This is a genomic window from Streptomyces sp. NPDC002133 (genome assembly GCF_040296405.1).
Taxonomy (GTDB): domain Bacteria; phylum Actinomycetota; class Actinomycetes; order Streptomycetales; family Streptomycetaceae; genus Streptomyces.
Genome location: NZ_JBEOXF010000081.1, coordinates 1 through 24787, shown reverse-complemented (window position 1 = coordinate 24787; position 24787 = coordinate 1). Strand labels below are relative to the sequence as shown.

At 70.2% G+C, this 24787-nt stretch carries 19 protein-coding genes and 1 pseudogene; 13 read left to right on the top strand and 7 right to left on the bottom strand.

All coding sequences use genetic code 11. The features are described from left to right. Window positions 1-22: 22 nt before the first annotated feature. Window positions 23-1135 (bottom strand): cupin domain-containing protein, encoded by a 1113-nt coding sequence (locus tag ABT078_RS38795; protein ID WP_351236487.1) that lies wholly within the window; start codon window positions 1133-1135, stop codon window positions 23-25. A gap of 90 nt (window positions 1136-1225) precedes the next feature. Here ABT078_RS38795 and ABT078_RS38790 point away from each other — a divergent pair, with 90 nt between their 5' ends. Genes ABT078_RS38790 through ABT078_RS38780 form a run of 3 tightly spaced genes read left to right on the top strand, consistent with a single transcriptional unit; the run spans window position 1226 to window position 5099 of the window. Next, window positions 1226-1687 (top strand): acyl-CoA thioesterase, encoded by a 462-nt coding sequence (locus ABT078_RS38790; protein ID WP_351236485.1) that lies wholly within the window; start codon window positions 1226-1228, stop codon window positions 1685-1687. Further along, on the top strand, window positions 1687-4041 hold the full coding sequence (locus ABT078_RS38785) for an oxidoreductase (RefSeq protein WP_351236483.1): 2355 nt from the start codon (window positions 1687-1689) through the stop codon (window positions 4039-4041). Before ABT078_RS38790 ends, ABT078_RS38785 begins: the two co-directional genes overlap by 1 nt. Beyond that, window positions 4038-5099, top strand: a complete 1062-nt coding sequence (locus tag ABT078_RS38780; RefSeq protein WP_351236481.1) for a carbon-nitrogen hydrolase family protein — start codon at window positions 4038-4040, stop codon at window positions 5097-5099. The genes ABT078_RS38785 and ABT078_RS38780 overlap by 4 nt, the downstream gene beginning before the upstream one ends. 710 nt (window positions 5100-5809) lie before the next feature. Here ABT078_RS38780 and ABT078_RS38775 read toward each other — a convergent pair. Beyond that, the gene (locus tag ABT078_RS38775) at window positions 5810-6790 is read right to left on the bottom strand and encodes a PDR/VanB family oxidoreductase (RefSeq protein ID WP_351236479.1); all 981 of its coding nucleotides are present in this window, start codon (window positions 6788-6790) and stop codon (window positions 5810-5812) included. A gap of 572 nt (window positions 6791-7362) precedes the next feature. On the opposite strand from ABT078_RS38775, the gene ABT078_RS38770 reads away from it, so the two are divergent. The 9 genes and pseudogenes from ABT078_RS38770 to ABT078_RS38730 form a co-directional block, all read left to right on the top strand. Next, a complete protein-coding gene (locus tag ABT078_RS38770) occupies window positions 7363-8151 on the top strand; it encodes an IclR family transcriptional regulator (RefSeq protein ID WP_351236477.1) in 789 nt (262 codons plus the stop codon). After that, window positions 8148-8714 carry a flavin reductase family protein gene (locus ABT078_RS38765; protein ID WP_351236475.1) on the top strand — a complete coding sequence of 189 codons (567 nt, stop codon included), beginning with the start codon at window positions 8148-8150 and terminating at the stop codon, window positions 8712-8714. Before ABT078_RS38770 ends, ABT078_RS38765 begins: the two co-directional genes overlap by 4 nt. Continuing rightward, window positions 8711-9085, top strand: a complete 375-nt coding sequence (locus ABT078_RS38760) for a cupin domain-containing protein (protein WP_351236473.1) — start codon at window positions 8711-8713, stop codon at window positions 9083-9085. Before ABT078_RS38765 ends, ABT078_RS38760 begins: the two co-directional genes overlap by 4 nt. 10 nt (window positions 9086-9095) lie before the next feature. Next, window positions 9096-10172 carry an ABC transporter substrate-binding protein gene (locus ABT078_RS38755; RefSeq protein WP_351236471.1) on the top strand — a complete coding sequence of 359 codons (1077 nt, stop codon included), beginning with the start codon at window positions 9096-9098 and terminating at the stop codon, window positions 10170-10172. 38 nt (window positions 10173-10210) lie between these two features. Next, window positions 10211-11011, top strand: a complete 801-nt coding sequence (locus tag ABT078_RS38750) for an ABC transporter ATP-binding protein (protein WP_351236469.1) — start codon at window positions 10211-10213, stop codon at window positions 11009-11011. After that, complete coding sequence (locus ABT078_RS38745; protein WP_351236467.1) at window positions 11008-11841, top strand: ABC transporter permease; 834 nt, start codon at window positions 11008-11010, stop codon at window positions 11839-11841. Before ABT078_RS38750 ends, ABT078_RS38745 begins: the two co-directional genes overlap by 4 nt. A 219-nt stretch (window positions 11842-12060) precedes the next feature. Further along, complete coding sequence (locus ABT078_RS38740; RefSeq protein WP_351236464.1) at window positions 12061-13584, top strand: GMC family oxidoreductase; 1524 nt, start codon at window positions 12061-12063, stop codon at window positions 13582-13584. A gap of 92 nt (window positions 13585-13676) precedes the next feature. Then, complete coding sequence (locus tag ABT078_RS38735) at window positions 13677-15128, top strand: aldehyde dehydrogenase (RefSeq protein ID WP_351236462.1); 1452 nt, start codon at window positions 13677-13679, stop codon at window positions 15126-15128. Window positions 15129-15303: 175 nt separating this feature from the next. Next, window positions 15304-15820 (top strand): annotated as a pseudogene (locus tag ABT078_RS38730) (transposase); the annotation flags it as partial. 349 nt (window positions 15821-16169) lie between these two features. On the opposite strand, the gene ABT078_RS38725 reads toward ABT078_RS38730, so the two are convergent. From ABT078_RS38725 to ABT078_RS38710, 4 genes are all read right to left on the bottom strand, one after another. After that, window positions 16170-16658, bottom strand: coding sequence for a hypothetical protein (locus tag ABT078_RS38725; RefSeq protein ID WP_351236460.1), 489 nt, complete (start codon window positions 16656-16658; stop codon window positions 16170-16172). A 202-nt stretch (window positions 16659-16860) separates the two neighbouring features. Beyond that, complete coding sequence (locus ABT078_RS38720; RefSeq protein ID WP_351236458.1) at window positions 16861-18999, bottom strand: hypothetical protein; 2139 nt, start codon at window positions 18997-18999, stop codon at window positions 16861-16863. Between the two features lie 281 nt (window positions 19000-19280). Then, a complete protein-coding gene (locus ABT078_RS38715; RefSeq protein ID WP_351236456.1) occupies window positions 19281-20192 on the bottom strand; it encodes a hypothetical protein in 912 nt (303 codons plus the stop codon). A gap of 5 nt (window positions 20193-20197) precedes the next feature. Next, entirely contained in the window at window positions 20198-20542 is a 345-nt protein-coding gene (locus ABT078_RS38710; protein ID WP_351236454.1) for a hypothetical protein, read from the bottom strand. A gap of 43 nt (window positions 20543-20585) precedes the next feature. Between ABT078_RS38710 and ABT078_RS38705 the strand changes: the two genes are divergently transcribed. After that, on the top strand, window positions 20586-24299 hold the full coding sequence (locus ABT078_RS38705) for a CHAT domain-containing protein (RefSeq protein ID WP_351236452.1): 3714 nt from the start codon (window positions 20586-20588) through the stop codon (window positions 24297-24299). 28 nt (window positions 24300-24327) lie between these two features. Here ABT078_RS38705 and ABT078_RS38700 read toward each other — a convergent pair whose 3' ends face one another. Beyond that, window positions 24328-24675, bottom strand: coding sequence for a hypothetical protein (locus tag ABT078_RS38700; RefSeq protein ID WP_351236449.1), 348 nt, complete (start codon window positions 24673-24675; stop codon window positions 24328-24330). Window positions 24676-24787: the final 112 nt, after the last annotated feature.

Below are 24787 nucleotides of genomic sequence, written 5' to 3'. Positions count from 1 at the left end.
CTCGTCGTGTGTGGGCAGGGGGTCAGGTCGTGGGCTGATGGCCGTCGTTGTCCGTGTACGCCTCCTCGCGCCAGAAGGCGAGGGAGCGCATCACGGGAAAGTCGTTGAAGGAGAAGAGGACCGCATCCTCACTCCCGCTGGCGTTGGCGTGCTCGTGCCAGGCCCAGGAGGGGACGCAGAAGATGTCGCCCTCCTTCCAGTCGAAGCGCTGTCCGGCGATGACCGAATGGCCCATGCCCTTGGCGACGTTGTAGACCACCGAGCCGGTGTGGCGGTGTGCTTGCGTGGCCTCGCCGGGACGCAGCATTTGCAGGTGTGCGCCGAGCGTGGGCATCACCGGTCCACCGGTGAGGGGATTGCTGTACTCGAGGATGACGCCGTCGTACGGGGAGCCGTCGGTGGCCTTGGCCGCGTTGAGCAGCGCCGAATATGCCTGCTCCCAGGGGTAGGCGAGGAGCGGCGAGTACGGCTTGGTCCAGCCGTCCGCGAAGCCGTAGGGGCGCAGTTCGCCGGCGCCGTAGGTGAGCAGCGAGGAGTTGACGACCCGCCCGCGCTCCTGATGGAGGTCCGGGTGCACCTCGTAGAAGCCGGCGTCGTGTGCGTTGACCAGGGGGATGTCCAGGCCGTCCTGCCAGATGACGGGGGCGTCGTCGGATTCGTTGCCGTGCTCGTGCCACGTCCAGTTGGGCGTGATGGCGAAGTCGCGCGGGCCGACCTTGAGCTTCTGTCCGTCGACGACGGTCCAGGCTCCCCGGCCCTCGACGACGAAGCGGAGTGCGGCTGCCTGGTGGCGATGTGCGGTCATGGACTCGCCGGGCCCCATGACCTGGAGTCCGGTGTAGAGCATGCCGACGGCCGCGGAGATGTCCTTGCGGCCCGGGTTGACCAGCATGACGACACGGCGGCCCGCATCGTCGGCCCTGACCAGGTCAAGGGATTCGAGCACCAGAGGGCGCAGGTCCGCGTACGACCAGTGCGTGGGAACCGACTTCGGCTGCGGGTACCACGGCTCGATCTCGTTCGCGACCGTCCACAGCGCTCCGGCCTCGTAGTCGGCGAGCCGGTGGTAGTACGCCTTCAGCTCTGGTGTCTCGCCCACTCGTGCACGGCCCAGGATGTCGTCGCTGTACGTCATGGTCACCGGCCTCCTTGCGATATTCCGCATTCTTGACGTCCGTCATAATCACGATATACGTTCGCTGGTGTCAAGAGGCTGGAGGAAGAGATGAACGAACTGGATCCCGAGCTGCCCGCCACGCAGTCAGGGCCCTTCCCGCTTACGGAAGTCCTCGTCACCCACCGCGTTGAATGGCACGACACCGACGCCTCAGGCCATCAGCACCATTCCGCCGTCTTGCGCTGGGTCGAGGCGGCAGAAGCCGAACTGCTGCGGGGCCGCGGTCTGGACTGGCTCTTCGGCCGCACTCCCCGGGTGCGCCACGAGGTCAACTACCGCGCGCGGCTCTGGTTCGGCGAGACGGTGACCACCCGGCTGCGCGTCGTCACGTTGGGCCGCACATCGCTGACGTACACCTTCGAAGTCCGTGGCCGCGAAGGCGTGGCCGCCGAGGGAAACCTCGTCGTCGCCCACGCCGAACCGGACGCGCCCTCGGCCACCCCATGGCCCGAGCAGGTGCGAAAGGCACTGGGCGAACACCTCACCACCACAGCCGAGAGGACGAAGTGATGCGCATCGCCATCATCGGCGGGGGACCGGCCGGCCTCTACTTCGCCGCACTGGCCAAACAGCTCGACCCGTCCCGGGAGATCACCGTCTGGGAACGCAACGCCCCCGACGACACCTTCGGCTTCGGCGTCGTCTTCTCCGACGAGACCCTGGACGGCATCGCGAGAGCCGATCCCACCATCTTCGCCGCCGTGGAAGCCGAGTTCGCCCGCTGGAGCGACATCGACATCCACTACCGCGGCCGGGTCCAGACGTCCGGCGGGCACGGATTCGCCGCCATCTCCCGCAAGCGGCTGCTGCAGATCCTGCAGCAGCAGTGCTCTGACCTCGGCATCGACGTGCGCTATCGCACCCAGGCCCCGCCCGCCGACGAGCTGTCGGCCCAGTACGACCTGGTGATCGCCGCCGACGGCGTCAACTCCGCGACCCGCGCCAAGTTCGCCGATGTCTTCCAGCCCTCACTGGACGTGCGGTCCTGCCGGTACATGTGGCTGGCGACCGACCGGGCGCTGGAGGCCTTCACCTTCATCGTGGCGGAAACGCCGCACGGTCCGCTGCAGGTCCACGCCTACCCCTTCAGCTCCGACCGCTCCACCTTCATCGTCGAGGTCGGCGAGGAAACGTGGCGGGCGGCCGGATTCGACATCCTCGCCGCCCACGACTTCGGCCCGGGCGAGAGCGACCACGCCAGTGTGGCCCGGTGTGCGGAACTGCTGGCGGACCACCTCGGCGGGCAGCGGTTGCTCACCAACAACTCCAAGTGGGTGCAGTTCACCACGGTACGCAACCGCACCTGGCGGCACGGCAACATCGTGCTGCTCGGCGACGCCGCGCACACCGCTCACTTCTCCATCGGCTCCGGCACCAAGCTCGCCATGGAGGACGCGCTCGCCCTGGTCACCGCACTGGAGGAGGACGGCGACGATCTGCACGGCATGCTCGAGGCCTACGAGCGGGACCGCAGGCCCGTCGTCGAGTCCACCCAGCGCGCAGCGCAGGCAAGCCTCGAATGGTTCGAGGCGATCCGGCATTCGGTCGGCCAGGAGCCAGAGCAATTCGCCTTCAATCTGCTCACCCGCAGCCGCCGCGTCACGCATGACAATCTGCGCTCCCGTGATGCCGATTACGCGGCTCGGCTGGAGCGCTCGTTCGGCGGCCGGGACACCACGCCTCCCCTGCTACAGCCTTTCCGGCTGGGCCGCCTCGAACTGCGCAATCGCGTGGTGGCCGCACCCGTCGCCTCCTACGCGGCGGACGCCGACGGCACGGTCGGCGACACCGAACTGGTCCACCTGGGCAGTGCGGCCTTCGGCGGCGCCGGCCTGGTCCTCACGGGAATGACGGCGGTCAGTCCGCGCGGGCGGGTGACGCCGCGCTGCCCGGGCCTGTGGGACGACGCGCACACCTCGGCCTGGCGCCGGATCACCGATCTGGTGCACACCCACAGCGGTGCGGCGATCGGAGTCCAGCTCAGCCACAGCGGCCGCAAGGGCTCCACCGAGGTGCCGGACCGCGGACCGCTGGGCAGGGCGCTGACCGACGGCGCATGGCGCACCGAAGGTCCCTCCGACGACGCATGGGCCGATCACCCCGCCCCTCACGTCATGTCCGAAGCGGACCTCGAGCGTGTCGCCGAGGAGTTCGCGGCCGCGGCCGTCCGCGCGGATGCCGCCGGCTTCGACGTCCTGGAGATCCAGGCGGGGCACGGCTTCCTGCTCTCGTCGTTCCTGTCCCCGCTGACGAACCACCGCGACGACCGCCACGGAGGCGACCTCGCCGGCAGGCTGGCGTTCCCGCTGCACGTCGTGGACCGCGTACGGGCGAGCTGGCCGCACCACAAGCCCTTGATCGTGCGGATCTCCGCCGTCGACTGGGCCGAGGGCGGGACTGCCATGGAGGACGCCGTCACGATCGCGGCCGAACTGCACGCCCACGGCACGGACGCGATCGACGTCTCCAGCGGCGAAGTCGTCCCGTGGGAGCGTCCCGCGTACGGCCGCACCTACCAGACGCCGTTCGCAGCGCGTATCCGTGCCGCGACCGGTGTGCCGACCATCGCCGTCGGCGGCTACTCCTCGTACGACGACGTCAACACCACCCTCCTGGCGGGCCGCGCGGACCTGGTCGCGCTCGGACGTGCCCAACTGCACGACCCCGCCTGGACGCTGCACGCGGCCGCGGCCGCACAGTACACCGGCCCCGCCGCGCGCTGGCCGCGCCACCTGCGGCCCGGCAGCACTCCCCCGCCCATGGCCGGCCGGCAGCGTCCCCTCCTCACCCTCCGTCCCGAGCCGATACCCGACATCCACCAGCGCTGGCGCCCCGCCGCTTCGGAGAGGACCCGATCATCATGAGCATGCAGCGCGTTCTGGAGGATCTGACGCCGTTCACCGCCGCCGCGGTCCAGGCGGCGCCCGTATACCTCGACACCTCCGCCACGGTGGACAAGGCCGTGGCGCTGATCCACGAGGCGGCCGGCAAGGGTGCCCGGCTGATCGCCTTCCCCGAGGTGTTCGTCCCCGGCTATCCCTACTGGAACTGGACGCTCAACCCCGTACAGGGCTCACCCTGGTACGAGCAGTTGTACCGGTCGGCGATCGACGTCCCGGGCCCCCACGTCGACACGCTCCGGGCCGCCGCGGCAGCCACGCAAACCACCGTCGTCATCGGCGTGAACGAACGCGGCGCGCACAGTCTGGGCGTCCTGTACAACACCGTGCTCACCATCGGTCCGGACGGCTCACTCCTCGGGGTGCACCGCAAGCTGGTACCCACCTGGGCGGAGAAGCTCACCTGGACGGGCGGGGACGGCAGTTCCGTGCGGGTGCACCAGACGCCTGTCGGTCCCCTCGGGGTCCTGGCCTGCGGGGAGAACACCAACACCCTCGCTCGTTTCGCTCTGCTGGCGCAGGGAGAGCTCGTCCATGTCGCGAACTACATCTCGCTGCCGGTCGCGCCGGCGGACTACGACATGTCGCAGGCCATCGCCATTCGCACTGCGGCGCACAGCTTCGAGGGGAAAATCTTCTCGATCGTATCCTGTTCGACGATCACGGACGAGATGATCGAGGTGGCCGCGGGCGACAGCGCCGAGATCGCGAAGATGATGCGCCGGCCGCGCAGCGCCCTCTCCGGCATCTTCGGTCCGGACGGGCAGCCGGTGACGGAGCCTCTCGTCGATGAGGAGGGCATCGTCTACGGGCAGGTCGATCTCGCCAAGTGCATCCAGCCCAAGCAGATGCACGACATCATCGGCCACTACAACCGCTTCGACGTCTTCCGCCTGCACCACAACACGACGCCGCTGCGGCCGCTGACCCAGGAACCGTACCCGGTTGCGGAATCGGCCGCGCCCTTCGGCCTGGAGACCGGCGGCGATCCGCGGGTTCCGCAGGAGCCGGAGTCCCGCTGAAGGCAGGTGGGCCGGGCGCGCGGTCAGCGGCCGCAGCGCGACCGTCCCCCGTTCGCGGTCCTGGTGCTTGTTTCCGCCCCGAGCCGGACGGGGACAGGCACCAGTCCCACGCGGCGACGGCCGCTTCATGTGTGGGCCGCGCCACTACTCTGCCGGCGCCTGAGCACAGTCACGGTCCGCAGACACGTCCCGCGGTCCGACGCGGCACGGACCGCGGACCCGGTCAAGGCCTGGCTCCGCGTCAAGGACACCGGTCGTGGCCGTACTTCGAGGCCGACGAGCCGAAAGTGGTCAGGTCCGCAGAGGACTCTCAAGGGCAACAGGACCAGCCGCACACGGTGAGTCTTCCCGGAGGAGTTCGAGAAGCTGTGGGCGGAGGTGAGACAGGGCCGGCGCGATGCGCGGTGATCCGGCGGGCCGGGACCCGGAGAAGACCGCGAACAACAGGTCGGGGGTCGCCGGGCGTGGCGCGGCTTCGGTGCCCGCAAGCCGCCGGGACGCGACCGGTGCCGGCGGCGACGCCCGTCGAAAGCGGAAGCCGATATCGATATCGACGGGGATCCCGGACACGGTCCCGACGTGACGGCCTCGGCGTCGATATCGCCCGGTACGCAGCCCGGGGCTCGTTCGATGTGCACCGCCGGCGGCAGCCGAGTGCGGCCATCAGGCCGAGACGTCGCGGCGGACGTCCGGCATGAGGGCCGCCGGGCTCAAAGGTCCAGTGCCAGACGTTCCGACCGGGAGCGTCCCACGCAGATCAGCATGGTTCCCTCCTCATCGTGCTCCTCGGGCGACATCAAGCTCCCGCGGTGCTCGGGCTTCCCTGCCAGCACCCTGGTCTCGCAGGTGCCGCAGTAGCCCTCCTGGCAGGAGAAGTCGATGTCGTCGCGCACCGTGCGGACGACCTCCAGGATGCTCTGCCCGGCACCGACCTGGACCGTCACGCCGGATGCGCGCATCTCGACCTCGAACCCCGCATCGGCCGCCCCGGCGCGGAGGGTCGTCTGCGGCTCTTCGGTAGCCGTGAACCGCTCGATGTGCAGGCGGTCCGACAGCCCTTCAGCGGTGCACGCCTCGGTCACCGCGTCCAGCAGCCCGGTGGGGCCGCAGCAAAAGACATGGGCTCCGTCCTCCACGGTGGCCACCAGGCCGGCGACGTCGATCAGCCCTTCCTGGTCCTGAGGGACCAGGTGGACCCGACCGGGGCCGTGGGTGGCGAGTTCACCGGCGAAGGCCATCGCACTGCGGCCGCGCCCGCCGTACACGAGGCGCCACTGCGCTCCCCTGCGTTCCACCTCGTCGATCATCGCTTTGATCGGTGTGATGCCTATGCCACCCGCGACGAAGACGAAAGACGTCGCCGGCACGAGCGGGAAGTGGTTACGCGGCGCAAGCACGGACAGTTCGACCCCGGCCCGCAGTGCGCGATGGACCTCGAGCGAGCCTCCGCGTCCCTGGTGCTCGCACTGCACGCAGACGGTGTACGCCCGAGTGTCCCGGGGGTCGCCGCACAGGGAGTACTGCCGCGTCAGGCCTGAGGGGAGCTGCAGGTCAAGATGTGCACCAGCCTCCCAGTCCGGGAGCTTGCCGCCGTCCATCGGCTCCAGGCGCAGGAGGACGACATCGTCCGCGGCCTCTCGCCGATCGGCGACGCGGACTGGGATCCGTCGCGTATCTGTCCCGTCGGTCATTGGTCAACTCCTCGATGAGTGCGGGCCTGATCCCGGGAGAGACGTCTCTCCATGGCGAGCAGGCCCTCTGTCTGCCGCTGCCTACGGGCTGCGGTCCCCCGTGGCATTGCGCGCAGGGAGCCACGGCATCCGCGGCGTCGCTCGGATCGGTGCGCGGACGCGTGAGAGCGCAACGGCGGTGAGAGTGGTGAGGTTCGGATCATCGAGCCGGGTGGGGGTGAACTCCGGCCGGCGCTCCGGGAAGTCGTCTCGGCGAGAGGTGCCGACGTCCCGCGGAGCGTGAGCCGTGCATCCGCCGACACTGCGGCGAACTGGTCCCGCCCGACCCGATGAGCCAAGTATGCGGCCTTCATGGCGACAGTCAAGAACACGCTACATCCAGCCCGGAGCCGCCCCGGCTTCCGCTCCCACTGCAATCCGGCGACAACCCCCGCCGGCCGGGCGGGCGCCGCACGGAGGAAACAAGTTTGTTCCACGCCAACCATATAGAGGTATTGCGACGACCGTCACAACTGCGTAATGTTCTATCTGTCGGGACGGTCATGCCGCATCGTGGAATAGAGGTTGAGGTCTTGTCAGGAGTTCAATCGGTCGCCAGAGCCATGGCCGTGCTGGAGAAGCTGTCGCTGTCCGGCACGGCAGGCGTCAACGAGCTCGCGCGCGAGCTCGAGCTGGCGCCTTCGACGGTGCAGCGGCTGCTGGGCGCCCTGTCCGAGGCCGGGGTCGTCGAACAGGATCCGGCCGACCGCTCCTACCGGGTGGGACTGCGGCTCTTCCAGTGGGGCCAGACCCCGTTGCGCCGACTGCGGCTGCGGGAACTCGCCAAGCCTCACATGCAGGAGCTCGCCGTCGAAGTAGGGGAAACCATCGCGCTCGGTGTCCTCGACGGCGCGCATGTGATGCACGTGGAATGGATTCCGGCCCGCCACCTGGTGCAGCCGCGCATCGGAATCGGCGACCGAACTCCGGCGCTCTCCTCCTCGATGGGCCAGTGCCTGATCGCCTGGCTGCCGCGGCAGCAGCGCATCGACATCGCCATGGAGTCGGCGGCGGCCGCCGGTTCGCCCGGCGATCCCGCAGTCATCGAGGAGGTGCTCGCCACCGTCCGGGCGCAGGGGTTCGCGATCGTCGCCGATCCCCAGGCCAATGTCCGCACCATCGCCGTTCCGGTGCGGGCCGGCATCGAACAGGCCGTCGGCGCGCTGGGCATCGGCGGGCCCTCTACCCGGTTCCCGGCCGACCGCGCAACGTCCATCGCTCCCCGCCTGATCGAAGTGGGCGCGGCCATCAGCAACTACTACGGCACGCTGCTCGCCACCCCGCACGACCGGGAGTGGAGCCTTGATGGGAGAGGTTCATGACAGTACAGGCACCCTCGGAAGCTAACGAACCCGACGAGCAGGAACTCTTGCGATTCCGCACGTCCTTGCGCCATTTCCCCAGCGGTGTCGCCGTGGTGACGGTCGCCGACGGTGACGGCGTCTACGGCATGACGGCGAGCTCTTTCACCTCGGTGTCGCTCAAGCCCCAGCTCTGCTCGGTCAGCGTCAACAAGCCCGGCAGGATGCACCGGCTGCTCGCGCAGTCGGACGGGACATTCGGCATCAGCGTCCTCAGCGCGGACCAGGGTCCGATCGCGGACTTCTACGCCAGACGGCCGTGGAGTCCCGCGAAGCTCGACGTACCCATGACCCGCCGGCTGGGCTGCCCGGTGATCCAGGGCGCCCTCGTGTGGATGGTCTGCGCCAAGTGGGCCGAGTACGAGGGCGGGGACCACACCATCTTTGTCGGCCACGTACGGGACCACGGTGCCGCCGCCATCGACAGCGCCGCGCCCCTCGTCTGCCACAACTCGACCTATCACCAGCTCGGTGCGCCGATCGGTGCGGCCGACGTGCCCCGGCCCGAAAGGACGAAGCGATGAGCCACATACTCCAACCCGATGACATCGTCTGGAACAAGCTCGACAACCCCCGTGTCCCCGGCGTCGGCTTCGCGTTCAGCGAGAGCGTGATCGACAAGGACTACACAGGCCTCTACAGCGCACAGTTGGGCCTCATCGGCCCGGGCGGCAGCTCCAAGCCGCACCGGGACCCCTACAACCACGCGTTCTACTTCATCCGCGGCACCGGCACCGTACAGGTCGCCGACGAGACCGCAGACCTGGTGCCCGGGACGATCGTGAAGGTGCCCACGGGCAAGGTCCACAGCTTCGTGAACACCGGCGAGGACGACCTCGTCTTCCTGGTCATCTACGACCCGCCGTACGTGGCCGGCAGCAGATTCGAGAGGTAGGAGGGCCATCGTGTTCACTGGACGCAGCACACCCGTCGAACGCAACCGCCACGTCGGCCCGATCGCCTTTGCACTGCTGGTGACGACGGCGGTCGCGACGGTATCCGCCTGCGGGACGGCGGACTCCGCCCCCGAGTCAGGCTCCCGGCCCACTGTGAAACTGGCCCTGAACCCGGCCCAGCTCCAGTACCTGCCGATCATGCTCGCCATCGACCGGGGCTACTTCCGCGACGCCGGCGTGAACGTCGAACTCACGACGTACCAGGGGTCCGCGAACAACCAGATCCCCCTACTGGCCCGCGGCGACATCGACCTGAGCCCGGCCGTCTCCGGCCCCTCGCTCTTCAACCAGTACGAGCAGGGCTTCAGGATCAAACTGCTCGCGAACCTGACCGCACCGCGGAAGGGCTACCGTGACGGCTCCGTGCTGGTGGTCCGCAAGGACCGTTGGGACACAGGCGAGATACGGAGCCCGAAGGACCTGGAGGGCCGCAGGGTGGACGGTTCCGCAGAGGGCAATCCCGCCGACTTCCTGATGCGGCAGACCCTGCTGAGCGCCGGCGTCGAGCCGGCGGACGTAAAACTGGAGCACCGGGCGCGGACCCCCGTCGACTCCGTGGAGTTCCTGCGCAACCGCACGGTCGAGGCGACGGTGATCAGCGAGCCGGCCGCCACCCTGGCCGAGGTCGAGGGCCTCGGCGTCCGGTGGCTCGGATACAACTCCGTCGTCCCCTGGTACCAGGAGACGTTCCTCGCAGCGTCCGAGAAGTTCGCCGCCGAACGCCCGGACGACGCCCGCAAGGTGCTTGGGGCGTACCTGCGCGCGGTCAAGGACGTGAACGCTTCGCACGGCTCATGGACGCCGGAGCTCCTGGCGCTCGCGGCGAAGTGGACCAAGCAGAAGCAAGAAACCCTCAACGCAGTAGGAGGGCTGATGTACTACACCCCCGACGGAGCCGTCGACGAGAAGGGCCTGGCCAAGGTCCAGGACTTCTGGTCCGGAGAGAAGCTCGTCCCCCGCGAGATACCGGTCGGCGAACTCGTCGACACCAGAGCCCTCAGTACGGCAACGGGCGGCTCACAGTGACGGCCCGTCAACAGCTGCCGGACGCCGCTCCCGAGACCATGACCACGACGGACGGCATCGAGATCGCCGACGTCCGCAAATCGTTCGACTACGGACGTGACGAGGTGACCGCCCTCGACAGCCTCAACCTGACCGTGCCGGCTGGTGAGTTCCTGTGCATCGTCGGCCCCAGCGGCTGCGGGAAGACCACCCTGCTCCGCATCCTCGCCGGCCTCGAGCAGCCGACCACTGGACAGGTGCGCTGGACGCTGGACGCCGGCCGCAGCCCGCTGCGTTCCATGGTGTTCCAGAACCAGGGCGTGTTCCCGTGGATGACCGTACTCGAGAACGTGGCGTACGGACTCACCGTACGGCGCGTGAAGAAGGCGGTACGGCTGGACACAGCACGGCGATTCGTGGCGGCGCTCGGCCTGTCCCGGTTCGAGTCGGCCTACCCCGCACAACTGTCCGGTGGCATGCAGCAACGCGTCAACATCGCCAGGGCGTTCGCCAACGATCCGGCAGTGCTCCTGATGGACGAACCGTTCGCCAACCTCGACGAGCAGACGAAGCTCATCCTCCAGGACGACCTGTTGCGCATCTGGGACGGCACACGCAAAACGGTCGTGTTCATCACCCACTCGCTCGACGAGGCGATCACCCTCGGTGACCGTGTCGTCGTGCTCTCGCGGCGCCCCGGGCGCATCAAGTCCGTCGTGGACATCACTCTGCCGCGTCCCCGCAACGCCATCGATCTGCGCAACGACCACCGCTTCGTGGAACTGCGCCAGACGATCTGGGACTCGCTGCGCGAAGAGGTCGTCTCGCTGCGCGGCGGAGCCGGTCAGGAGGCCTCATGACCACCCTGGCCCCCAAGCCCGCCGAAGCCTCTGGCACTGCGGCACGCGCCGGCCGGACGCCGAGCCGTCCCTCGCGCACAGGCCGCCTTCTGTGGGCGGCGGTCAGCCCATTGGTGCTGCTGCTCCTGTGGGAGGCATCGGCCCGGCTCGGCCTCATCGACGCACGCGTGCTCCCGCCACCCACCGCGGTCGGCACCCGCATGATCGAACTCTTCCTCCACGAAGGACTGCTGTCGCATCTGGAGGCGACTGTCCTGCGGTTCCTCGCCGGCCTGACCATCGGCGTCACGGCAGGAATCCTCGTCGGTCTCACCACGGGCCTGTTCACCACGGCCCACCGGATCCTCAACCCGGTGATCGCCCTGCTCTACCCACTGCCCAGGATCGCCATGTTCCCGCTCATCCTCATCCTGGTCGGTCTCAACGAACGAGCCAATGTCCTCGAGATCACCCTGGCTCCCTTCTTTGCCATGGCGATCAGCACCATGGGCGCAGTGCGATCGATCGACCCGATCCACCGCGACGTCGCCGCCAGTTTCAACACGGGCACACTCGACCTCTACCGGCGGATCACCCTGCCCGCCGTCCTTCCCGCGATCTTCGGTGCGCTCAGGGTCTCAGTGGGACTCGCCCTCACGTCGACCACGGCCGTGGAGTTCCTCGCCGCGAACAAGGGGCTCGGCTACCTCATCTGGCACGCCTGGCAGATCCTCTCGCTCCAGGACTGCCTGGCCGTCATGGCCGTCGCCGGCTTCCTCGGCGCGCTGGCTTACGGAGGCGTCGGCATGCTGCAAGGTTTCGCCGTTCCCTGGCAGCGTCGCCAGGCCTGAGCAGCCCCCAGCGTCCGACCGGCCACCCGGCCGGGTCACCGCTGCCTCCCCTCGACCGGCTCGCGGCTGCCCGGCGACGCCGCATGCCGCACATCGGCCTCCGGTCCGGCGGTTGCGGTGACTCCGCGTCACCCCTGATCCCCGCCCGTGCAGTTTCCCCGCACACCGACAAGCGCGCTGGACCGTCCGGGCCGGCCGCGATTTCCGAAGGGAAGTTACATGGTCTATGACGACATCGTGATCGGGGCCGGCTCGGCGGGCGCCGTGCTGGCCGCACGCCTCTCGGAGGACCCCGACCGCCAGGTCCTGCTGATCGAGGCCGGGCCGGACTATCCAACGGCGCGGCAGACCCCCGCCGGCGTCCTCGCGACCCGGCGGGTGCCCTTCGACCACGACTGGGGCTACACGGCCGAAGTCGTGCCCGGCCGACGCGCACCGTATCCGCGGGGCCGGCTGACCGGAGGGTCGTCGGCGGTGAACGCCGCACTCGCGCTGCGTGGTCTTCCCGAGGACTACGACGAGTGGGCTGTCAAAGGCAACGACGAGTGGGGCTGGGACGCGCTCCTGCCCGTCTTCCGGCAGATCGAGGACGACCCGTGCGGCGATCCCGCGTTCCACGGCACCGGCGGTCCCACACCGATCCACCGCACTCCCGAGGACCGCCTCGCCCCCGTACACGCCGCATTCCTGCGCGCCTGCCTGAGGCTGGGACACCCCTTCACGGCGGACCACAACGCTCCCGACTCCACCGGCGCGGGGCCGGGCCCGGCCAATGAGCGCGACGGGATGCGCATGTCCACATCGCTCGCCTATCTGAACGGGGCCCGCTCCCGGCCCAACCTCACCATCAAGACCGGCTGCATCACCGACCGCGTCGTGCTGAACGGCACCCGCGCAACCGGGGTCGAGTTCGACTGCGACAGCTTCCGCGAGCAGGCGGCGGGCCGCCGGATAACCCTTGCCGCGGGTGCGGCGGCATCCCCGGCCATCCTGCTGCGCTCCGGCATCGGCCCGGCCGGGGAACTGTCCGCACTCGGCATCGATGTGGCGGCGGACCTGCCCGGGGTGGGGGCCAATCTGCTCGACCACGCGCAGCTCGCAGTCAACCTGACGGCCACGGACGGACCCGCACACGCGGCGGCACCGTACTGGGAGACGGTGCTGCAGTGGACCGCCCCCGGATCCGCGGATCGCAACGACATGCAGACCCTGCTGATCCACCAGGTCGCGCAGCCCGCCCTCCGCCTGGCCACCAGCCTGATGCGGCCGCGCTCCTGCGGGGTACTGCGGCTGGCCGGCCGCTCCCCGCACACCGCGCCCGACATCCGGCTGAACCTCGCCTCCGACCCCGAGGACATCCGCAGACTCACCGAGGGACTGCGGCACCTGTGCGCCCTCGCCGCCTCCCCCGAACTGGCTGCCCACCACGACGGTCGCGCGACCTTCGACGACGGCCGGGTGCTGCCCGTGGCGGACCTGAACGCGCGGTTCGCGGACGCCGACAGCGCGGCAGAACAGGTCCTGCGCACGGTCTCGCACTACGTCCACCTGGCGGGCAGCGCGCGCATGGGACCGGACAGCGACCCGGAGGCGGTCGTGGACCAGCGGTGCCGAGTGCGCGGCATCGAAGGGCTGCGTGTGGCCGATGCTTCCGTCATGCCGGACATCCCCCGTGCCAACACCCACCTCACCTGCGTCGTCATCGGCGAGCGCGTAGCGGCGTGGCTCAGATCGGAACAGTGAACGTCCCGCACACGGCCCCCCGCACCACCACCGGCACGACCCGATCCCCGACCCCCTGCACTGCCAACTCACCGCAGCAAGGAATGGAATCGATGACTGAGCGCAGCCTCACGCCGTTGGAAATCGACACCGACCGCGCAACCATGTACGTGGACGGAGCCTGGCGGCCGAGCCACAGCCGGGACCGAATCCACGAAGTCAACCCGGCGACCGAGGGGGTCATCGGATCCACCCCTGACGGAGACTTCGAGGACGTCGACTCCGCGGTACGGGCGGCGCGGGCCTCACTACCGGACTGGGCCGCGCTCACCCCGGTCCAGCGGGCCTCGTTCCTGGTGGCGATGGCCGACCGCCTCGACCAGCGGGCCGACCAGGCCGCCCGACTCGTCACCACCGAGAACGGCGTGGTGCTCACCACCAGCGCCGAGCTGGTCGCGGCCGCGTCCGGAATCCTGCGGTACTACGCCTCGCTGGCCGAGACCTTCCCGCTCGAGGAGGCCCGCGGCACCACACTCGTACGACGGGAGCCGATCGGCGTGGCCGGCCTGATCCTGCCGTGGAACGGTCCACTGAACCTGGCTTACATGAAGATCGCCCCCGCGCTGCTCGCCGGTTGCACGGCCGTGCTCAAGCCGGCACCGGAGACCTCACTCAGCACGGCATTCATCGCCGATGCGGCTGAAGCCGCCGCACTGCCCGCCGGGGTCGTCAACATCGTCACCGGCGGGCGCGAGACCGGTGCCGCCCTGGTCGCCCACGAAGGCGTCAACAAGGTCGCCTTCACCGGGTCGACGGTGGCGGGCCGGGCGATCGCCGCCCAGTGCGGCCAGGCCATGAAGCCGGGGACCTTCGAGCTCGGCGGCAAGTCGGCGTCCGTCGTCCTCGACGACGCCGACCTGGACGTCTTCCTCGCCCAGGTCGTCGACGTCAGCCTCGCCGGATCGGGCCAGAGCTGCAAGCTCAGCACCAGGATCCTGGTGGCCCGCGACCGCTACGACGACGTGTGCGATGGCCTGCGCGACACCCTTGCCCCGCTTGCGACCGGCGACCCGTTCGATCCCACCACCACGTTCGGGCCGCTGGCGATCGAGCGCCAACGCGATCGTGTCGAGGGATACATCCGATCCGGCCTCGACGAGGGCGCGAAGCTGCTCATGGGCGGCGGCCGCCCGGCCCACCTGCCCAAGGGCTACTACGTCGAGCCCACGGTCTTCGTAGGCGTCGAGAACGGGATGCGGATCGCCCAGGAGGAGATCTTCGGCCCCGTGCTCGCCGTGATTCCCTTCGACAGCGACGACGAAGCGGTGGCTCTGGCCAACGACTCCGCCTACGGACTCGGTGGCGCGGTCTACACTGCCGACGCCGAACGCGGCACCGCTACCGCCCGCCGCATCCAGACCGGCACGATCGGCGTCAACGGCTACCAGATCGACCCGCTCGCACCGTTCGGCGGCTACAAGCAGAGCGGTCTCGGCCGGGAACTCGGCCCCGAGGGCCTGACCGCCTACCTGCAATCCAAGTCCATCTACAACGCAGCATCCTGATCGACCCCACAGGCCCTGGTGTGCGGGTCCAGGGCGGGCGTCGCCTTGGACCCGAACACCAGGGCAGACGCCGGCCCGCGGAGACCCGCTCTCCCCGGCGTCCGGCTCGCCATCGGCGACCGGCTTACGTCTCGGCCTCCGGTGCCTGCAAGTCGTACCACTCGCCCAGTTCCCCGCGCCGCGGGTTAACGACCGGCGCATCGACGAGACAACAGGCGAGCGCAACCGGTTCTCCTCGAAGATCCTGCCGCCGTGGTGCCGCAAGTCGCCGAAGGTCTCCGAGGTGCTGCCGCTGCGCTACCTGCACGGACTGTCGTCCGGGGACTTCGTGCCCGCGCTGGAGCAGTTCCTGGGCAGCTCGGCCGGGCTGTCGCCAGCCACCGTGACGAGGCTGACCAAGCAGTGGCAGGACGACCACGCCGCCTTCCAGGGCCGCGACCTGTCGCAGACCGACTACGTGTATGTGCGGGCCGACGGGGTGCACCCCAAGATCCGCCTGGGCCAGGCCCGCTCCTGTGTCCTGGTGCTGATGGGGCGTGCGCACCGACGGCTCCAAGGAGCTGATCGCGCCGGCGGAGGGACTGCGGGAGTCGACCGAGTCATGGGCAGACCTGCTGCGCGACTGCCTTCGGCGCGGCATGCGCGATCCGGCGCTGGTGGTCGGGGACGGCGCGATGGGCCTGTGGACGGCGCGCTGGCTCGTCGACGAGTCAATGTTCTGTGGGCCCTGATGCGAGATGGCCGGTGCTATTCAGCTGCTCCACCGCTCGCGGTTGCCGCTTGACATCTGCATGGGGAATCTCCCCACCTTTCGCGTGATCTTCCCCGGCGTGTCGAACTGGTGTCGGTGTGTCATGGAGGGCCTGCGCGCGCAAGTTTGGCCTGATCGGGGGGCGGCAGGTCACGCGGGAGGAAGACGTGGATGCACACGCACTGCGTCGTCAGGGATGGATGATCTCAGCGATCGCCCGGCATCTGGGCCGGGACCGCAAGAGGATCCGGGACGCCAGCCTCCATCAGCTCGACGCTGGTGCCTGGCGCTCACGTGTCGTACTGACCGTCCCAGGGAGCGGAAAACCCGAGGCCGTCGGGGTAGAGCTCGGCCCAGTCATCTTGTCCTTCGCCCTCTTCGTGGCGTTCGGTGATCAAGCCGAAGATCACGCCGTCAACGGTCAGCTGGAAGGGACGGATCGCAATGTCCCCGTACTTGAGCTGGGGAAGACCGTCGAGCAGCTCTGCCAGCCGCTTCTCCCCTCGGGCCAGAACGGAGTCGTTGCCGTGTGGACGCCGTTGTTGCTCGGCCCATGTTCCGGCGCACCAGATGTCTGAGTGGATGTGCTGCCCCTCAGAGTCGAACTGGTGGAGCACCGCATAGAGGCGCTTACTCTCCTCCCACCCTTCGCCGAGGCTGAACCCTTGCGGGAACGCGTAGGTGACCGAAGCGAGGAACTGGCCTTCTGCATACCGCCCGATTGTCGCGGTGCGATAGTCGGGCTCATGGGCGATCGGAACAATCTCGGGGACTGCCATGGCGAAACCATAGATGGAGCCCCTGACAACTCGGAGAGCTGGCACTGCCCCATGTCCGCTGAGACGGACAGAACCTCATGGGCCAGCGGTTTCCGGCCGCCCGCCCCTCGCGCACGCTCTTCGTTCCCCACCCACCCCCACACACTTTAAGAGACAACCAAGTGCAGGGAGGAGCACACGTGGCGATTTTCAAGAATCGCCATCACCGCCGCCGCTTCCCTCTCTTGGGCCCCCGGCCCCTGCCGTGCGACCCCCGCTGCACGCGGCCGACACGCGCCCTCGGCCTGCCCAGCGCCTTCCCGGCGACGGTACCCAGTTCCGCGATGGCCTCCCGGTCCGGGTGGCCTGAGGCCAGAGCAGCCGCGAGAGCCTCTTCGGCCTGTGGGCCCTGGTCGCGCAGCATCTCGATCACGCCGTCGGGACCGGCCGCTTCCAGGAGTTGCAGCAGGCTCTCGGCGACCATGAGGAGAGTCTCGGCCTCGGTCAGGTCCTCGGGATCGAGGATGTCGCGGCGTACGAGGACGCTCAGTGCGGTGGGCGCCAGCGCCGGGTCCGTGCGCAGGCTTCGCAGGAGGGTCTCGCCGTCGTCGAGTGCTTCGACGAGGACGTCCAGCATGGCTTCGGCGCGAGTGCGGAACGGCATGGCCCGTATCGCATCGGTGAGGCTGTCCACGGCAGTGTGCGAATCACGCGATGCGAGCGGATCACGCGCTGCGTGCGCTTCGCCGGCTGCCTGTGGATCGCTGTGGGCCGCGATCCAGACAGCGAGCTCCGCGCGGGCGGAGTCCGGGTCGTAGTGCTCTGCGAGGACACCGAGGAGACCGGCCGCGGGAGCCTGTGCGAGTTCGCCGACCAGCGGGGCGTCCCGGCCTTCGGCCAGCAGCCGCCGGCGTACGGATTCCGTTCCGAGCGCGGTGAGGCGGATCAGCTCGACCGGACCTGCGGTCAGTTCGGCCTTCAGCTCCCGGGCCCGCTCGGCAGCTTCTTCGTCCGCGTCGGCGGCGCCGAGGAGCTGGGCGAGCTCTGGTGGCATCCCGGCGGGCGGCTCGGAGCTCCCCTCGTCCAGAGGCAAGTCGAGGAAGACGGGGTCGGCCATGCCCTGGTCGCGTGCGATGGCGCCCAGGTCCTCCAGGGCCGCCAGCACCGTCCGCAGATCGCGATCGGCGTCTTCGAGCCACAGTGAGTGGCCGCCGAAGCCGCCCAGCTGGAACCCGTCTCGGTAAGCGAGGTGGACGGAGTCCCGCAGCCGGGGCCAGGGCATGGGGTACGGCAGGCTGTAGAGGGTGGCCAGGACATCGGGCAGAACGTCGTCGTAGGCGTCGAAGAGCATGGACTCCACGTGCCAGCCGCTGCGCGGGCCGATCAGCGGCCCGCGCAGCTCGAAGAACGCTTCGAAAGCGCGCCGCCACAGTGAGAGGGGATCCCGCAGCAGAGGCTCGGCCTTGGCCACGGCGTACAGCCGCCCCTTGGCGACCCGTACCAGCCTGGCCGCCTTCGCCCACTCCAGAACGAGGCCGAGGCGGGGCAGGTCCGCGGACGACCGGACCCCGGCCGTGGCATCGCCGGTGCCCAGCTGCTCGACGAGCTCGCGGGCATCGGCCAGGCGCAGTCTGCCGGTACCGGTGAGCGCCCGGCCGTCCCGCCCCGCCCACTCGGTCAGGCCGCGCAGCCACCCCAGCGCGGGCGACCGCTCGGCCTGCTCGCGCAGCACATCGTCGCCGGGCAGGGTGACGGGCAGCTGCGGCTCGGCCCTGTGCGCGGCTCCGGGGCCGCGCGTCATGTGCCGCTGGACAATGGTGTCCAGGACGTTGCGGTCGTAGGGCACCTCGCCACGCTGCGCCCGCTCCACGAAGTCGTGCATCGCCTGCTCGTCGTGAACGTCGACGCCCTGCTCGGCGGCGGTCGTGACCCAGAACTTCGCGATGCCCCAGCGACTGCGGTCGGCCATCGCGCCCGCATAGCGGGGCGCTGCGGCGTCGATGGCCGACAGGCCCTCGGCCAGAGAGGCACCCCGAGGATCCACGAGGTGGGTCGCGTTCAGGTAGCGCAGCAGGGCGTGCAGCGTGCCCGGTGCATCGGCGAGTTCGTCACCGGGCAGTAGCGTCATCGTCCGCGGCAGCCACTCCAGCAGGAACTCTTCGACATGCCGCGGGTCCCACAGCCCCAGTCTGCCGTCGGGTGTGCCGCGGTGGCGGTAGTCGAGCGCGGCTTCCACGACGAACGGATCTACGTCGAGGCCCTCCTCTCGCGCCCACCTTTGGAACCGGTCGACGAGCAGACTGCACGCTGCCTCGAACTCGTCCTCAGCCTCGGGGTCCTCGGGCTCGAAGAACATCCGCATCAGAAACTGGCCTTGCCTTCCGCCGTACGCTGTCCGTGCCCTCACACTATCGACCGAGCGCGTCGGTGACGTCGCGGTTCGCGCTCGATCGACGAAAGGGGCCTGCTGCCTCGCGAGCGACCGGACCGCCTGGAGCGCGCGTACGGCCGGCGCGGGTACGGCCGGCGCGGCCACGATCGCAGGTGAGGTCCCCACATCGGGCAGTCGATGCGCTCGCTCGCCGACTCACCCGACCCCTGCGCGTCACATCACGACCGGGCGACCGTTGCCTGATGGGGCAACTAGCGGCCCTTCCGTACGAGGTCGGTGATGCGCTCGCCCTCGCTGATCGTGAGCGGACCGGTCTCCTCCGTGGGGTCGCCGACCCCCAGCGCGGCCGCCAGCGTACGGCCGTGCAGGTCGAGGGCGGCCTCAGTCAGGGTGGTGAGATCGGCCACGGCGGCGCGGGCGCGGGCCCACCCGGTCAGGCCGATGCCCGCGGCGACCAGCACGGCAGGCCACCACACCACGGTGAGCACGAGGTAGGGCGCGGCCCAGGTCCCGGTGGCGACCGCGGCGGCGAACGCCGAGTGCGAGGCGGTGAGTTCGGTGCGTGCGGCGTCGGGGAGGACCAGCCAGAGCCGGGACCAGCCGTAGGTCAGGTCGAGTCCGTAGCGGTGGTACGCGATCGACTCCACGGCGTGGATCCGGTCGCCCATCCAGGTCGGCCTGCCCGGTTCGGCCATGGCCAGCCGGGTGAGGCGGTGGGCCACGGTGTCGATCTCGTCCTGCTGCTCGCGGGTGCGTGTGCCCGGGCTCGCGCGTTCGAGCGCCTGGCGTTCCTCGACGATCCGGTGCCACTGCGCACGCCGACGCGCCGTCCGCGACGCCGCGACCGGGCCGAGAGGGCGGGGCCACTGCCCCAGCCAGACTCGCCGGGTGCCGCCGGCCAGCGCCTGCACGACGAAGCCCGCACCGGCGGCGGCCGCCAGTACGGCTACGACGAGTAGTGCCTGTGCCCCTGCCGGCAGGTCCGCGACCGTGGTGGCGGCGTTCTCGGCCCGCTGGGTCAGCAGCGCGACGTTCCACGCGTCGGCATGGCCCAGGCTGATGGACAGCCACACCGCGCAGAGGAAGAACGCACCGGGCAGCACGAGCAGACTGATCCACCGGTCGGCCAGCGTCTTGGCCAACTGCTGGAAGAACCCGCCCATCCGCGCTACCCCCGCTCCATGAGCCGGCCCATGACGGCGCAGCGCGGGATCGCGCCCGCCGGGGGCGGTACCGCCGTTCGGTCGCAGGCGCCGTCCGGACAGCGGAAGGCCTCCTGCCGGGCGGTGCCCGGCCCGGCTCCTGGCAGCCCCGTCGCGAGCGTCCGCAGGGTGGTCTCGCGATCGGTGTTCAGCAACTGGCCCAGCAGGGTGAGCACCGGGCGCCGGGCCCGCGCCTCGGCCACGATCCGTTCCAGCAGTTCCTGACGTTCCGTGGAGTGGAGCCCGGTCTCGCCGATCAGTGCGTCGAACTCCTGGCACAGCGTGGCCAGGGCCGATCGTTCGGCGTCCACCAGAGCTCCCCCTTCCGTCAGTTGGCCGATAGTCTCACGGTCGATGTCCTCCGACCACCGGCCCGATCCGGAGCTCCTGAACCAGCAGGCGGTAGACCTGCTGAACCGAGCTACCCAGTCCGGTGACGCGGCCCTGCTGGGCACCTGCGTCTCGTTGTTCCAGGGCATCGTCGCCATGACACCGCACCGCCATCCGCACCGCGCCACCCGCCTGTACAACCTCGCCGAATCCCACCGGGCGCGGTACGCGCTGACGGGACAAGGGGACGACGCCGACCGGGCGATCGGCATCGGGCAGCAGGCCGTGGCCGCCCTCCACGACGGCGACCCGAACACGGCGCTGATCCTGTCCAACCTCAGCGCCACCCACCTCCTGCGGTTCCAGCGGGTCGGGCACCCGAGCGACCTGGACGGGGTCATCCAGTTCGGGGAACGGGCCGTTGTCGCGACCGGCGCCGCCCCGAACATCGCGGTGTACCTGTCCAATCTCGCCGCGGGCTACCTGCTGCGGTTCGAGTGGACCGGGCACATCGCGGATCTGGACCGCGCCATCGACACAGGCGAGCGCGCGATGGCCGCCACCCCCGCGCACTCCCCTCACCGGCCGACAACCCTGACCAACCTGGGCGCCGCCTACTGGGCACGGTTCGGACGGGCGGGCCATCCGGCGGACCTCGACCGCGCCATCGGCATCGGGGAACAGGCCGCCGCCGGCACCGGCCACCCGTACCGAGTGACCGTCCTGTCCAACCTCGCCGTCGCCTACCACGACCGCTTCGAGCGGACCGGGAGCCTGGCCGACCTGGACCGGGCCATCGACCACCACGAACACGCGGTGGCCGCCGCCCCGGACAACTCTCCCGACGGTGCGACCTACCTGTCCAACCTCGGCATGGCGTACCAGGCGCGGTTCGACCGGCTGGCGGACATGGCCGACCTGGACCGGGCCATCGACCACCTCGGTCGTGCGATCGCCGCGACGCCCCACGGTCACCGCCAGTTCGCGACGTTCCGGTCCAACCTCGGCATCGCGTACCGGGCGCGGTTCGATCGGCTGGGGGACGTGGCCGATCTGGACCGGGCCGTCACGCATCACGAACAGGCCGTGGCCGCCACGCCCGCCGACCACCCGGATCTCGCCCACCGCCTGTCCAACCTCGGCACCGCGTACGACGCGCGGTTCGACCGGAACGGGAACCCCGTCGACATGCACCGGGCCGTCGAGAGCCTCGAACGCGCGGTCGCCGCCATACCCGCCGATCACCCCGTCCGGGCGACCGTCCTGTCCAACCTCGCGGCGGCCCTGCGGGGGCGGTTCGAGCGGCTCGGGGACGTGGCCGATCTGGACCGGGCCGTCACGCATCACGAACAGGCCGTGGCCGCCGTGCCCCCCGACCACCCGAGCCGGGCAATACACCTGTCCAACCTCAGCTTCGCCCACTGGTCCCGGTTCACCCGCGCCGGGGAGGTGTCCGACCTGGACGCGGCCATCGACGCCGGGAGACGCGCGGTGGCCGCCACGCCGGACGATCACCCGGACCGTGCGATGCGCCTGAACAATCTCGGCAACGCCCTCCAGCAACGGTTCGGGCACAGCGGCAGCCTTCACGACCAAAACCGGGCCGTCGCGCACCACGAACAGGCCGTGATTGCCACGCCCAACGACCACCCGAACCGGGCCAGGTGGCTGTCCAACCTCGGGGCCGCCTACGCGGCGCGTTCCCGGCGGAGCGGCGGGCCCGACTTCGACCACGCCGTCGACCTCGCGCTCCTGGCGCTCGCGGCCACCCCCGCGGACCATCCCGACCGGGTGCTGCGCCTGTTCAACCTCGGACGGGCCCATCAGGCACGGCACGAGCACTCGGGCGATCCGGCCGACCTGGACCGCGCTGTCGACCTGGCGCGGGAGGCGGCGGCCGCCATCCCCGCCGACCATCCGGACCGCGCACAGTATCTGTCCAACCTCGGCAACAGCTACCGGCTGCGGTTCCGGCGGACCGGCGCCGCGTCCGACCTCGACCGCGCCGTCGACGCCGCAGAACGGGCGGTCGCGGCCACCCCCGACGACCATCCCCGCCGGGCCACACGCATCTACCTCCTCGCGATCTGTTACACGAGGCGGTGGGACACCGACGGCGCCCTCGACCGGTCGCGGATCTCCCGGCTCGCGGAGCATGCGCTCGCGGCCACGACGTCGCCCCCGTTCGACCGGCTCCGCGCCTGCTGGGCGACCGGTCGGCTCGCCTACGTACTGGACGAACTGCACACCGCCCGGCTGCTGTTCGACACGGCCGTGGAGTTGCTGCCGTTGGTCGCGGCGCGGGAGACCTCGTCGGCGGACCACGAACACCGCCTCGGCGCGAACCGCGGACTGGTCGGCGAGACGATCGCCGTGCACTGCGCCCTCGACGATCCCGGCGGCGCGGTCCAGGCCGGTGAGCTGGGCCGGGCGGTCCTGCTGGCGTCCCGGCTGGCCCTGCGGACACCCCTCGCCGACCTCGAAGCCGAGCACCCCGCACTGGCCCACCGTCTGAGCCGCGTCCGCGACGCCCTCAACGCGCCGGATCCCCCGGCCATGGCGTCGCCCGGCGGCCCCGACCTCGACCACGTCGACCGGCGTAAACGGCTGTGGGCCGAGCACGACGCCGTACTGGGGGAGATCCGCCGGCTGCCGGGCCTGGACCGGTTCCAGCTCCCGCCGACGTGGACCGAGCTGCGGCCGACCGCCACCGGCGGGGCGGTCGTGCTGCTCAACGCCGGCCTGCAGCGGTGCGACGGCATCGTCGTCACCGCCGACACGTCCCCGCTGCTGGTGCCACTGCCCGAACTGCGACTGGCCGACGTCGAGGCGTGGGCCGCCGAGCTGACGGAGGCGACGCACGACGCCGGCTCGTTCACCGGCGAGCTGCGCCGGCAACGGGTGCTGACGGAGCTGCTCGGCCGGCTGTGGGACACGGCGGTCGAGCCGGTCCTCGACGCCGTCGACTCCCGGCTCCGCCCGGACGACGGAGCACTGCCCCGCGTGTGGTGGATGCCGACCGGGCTGCTCGGACTGCTGCCGCTGCACGCGGCTGGGCACCCCGGTCAGACCGGGGCGCTCGACCGGGTGATCTCGTCGCACACGCCCACCCTGCGCGCCCTCGCCCGGGCACGCGGACGCCCGGCCGCGACGGCCCTGCGCCGGCTCACCGTCTCCCTCGACCGGACCCCGGGTCTGCCGGACCTGCCGGCCACCGCCGCCGAGGCCGCGAGCCTGCACGCCGCCCATCCCGACATGCCCCTGCTCACCAACGAACAGGCCACCGCGGCCCGCGTGACCGGCGCGCTCCCCGAGGCGAGCTGGGCACACTTCGCCTGCCACGCCGGCACCAACCCCAAAACGCCGTCCGAGGGCGGGCTGCACCTCCACGACGGTGTGCTGCCCATCGCGGAGATCGGCCGCCGCAACCTCCACGAGGCCGAACTGGCATACCTGTCCGCGTGCTCCACCGGACATGTCGGCTGGCGGCACGCAGACGAGTCCATCCACCTCGCCTCCGCATTCCAACTGGCCGGGTTCCGGCACGTCGTCGCGAGTCTCTGGCCGCTGGACGACCGCGTCGCGGCCGACGCGGCTGACCACTTCTACCGGCTGATGCCGGACACGCCGTCCGCCGATGACGCGGCGGTCGTGCTCCACCGCGTCATCCAGCATCTGCGCGCCGAGCACACCGGCCGACCACACCTGTGGGCGTCACTGATCCACAGTGGGCCATAGGCCGAACCGGACCCGAACTCACTGGCGGCTACGAGGTGTCCACCACGGGTGCCGATGAACACCGGACCGTGCGGCGCTCGTCGAAGCCGTCGCTCGCCTGGAAGCGCACCGATTCCGCCGGTTCGGCCACCCCGTCAGCGACCGTGGGTACCGTCAGCTCGGTGCTCAGCTGCCCGGGCGGGACGACGGCCGCCAGAAAGAGGCACTCGATCTCGGACAGCGGGCGCTGCGGGTCGGGCTTCTCACCGGAGTTCTCCCCCCAACCACTGCGGGTCGACGTCCTTGGTGGACAGTTCCGGAGCCGTCGGTGACCGGACAGCACGTCGAACAGGGACGGCAGGTACGCGTCGGTGGCTCGGAGAGGTGGGCCAACCACCAGCTCGAAGCCGAGTAAGAGTGCCCGGCAGTAGGCGTTACTTCAGGCGTTTGGTGGTGGGGCGACCGTCCCATCGGTAGAGCGAGGTGGCGCGGCGGATGAGCATACGGAG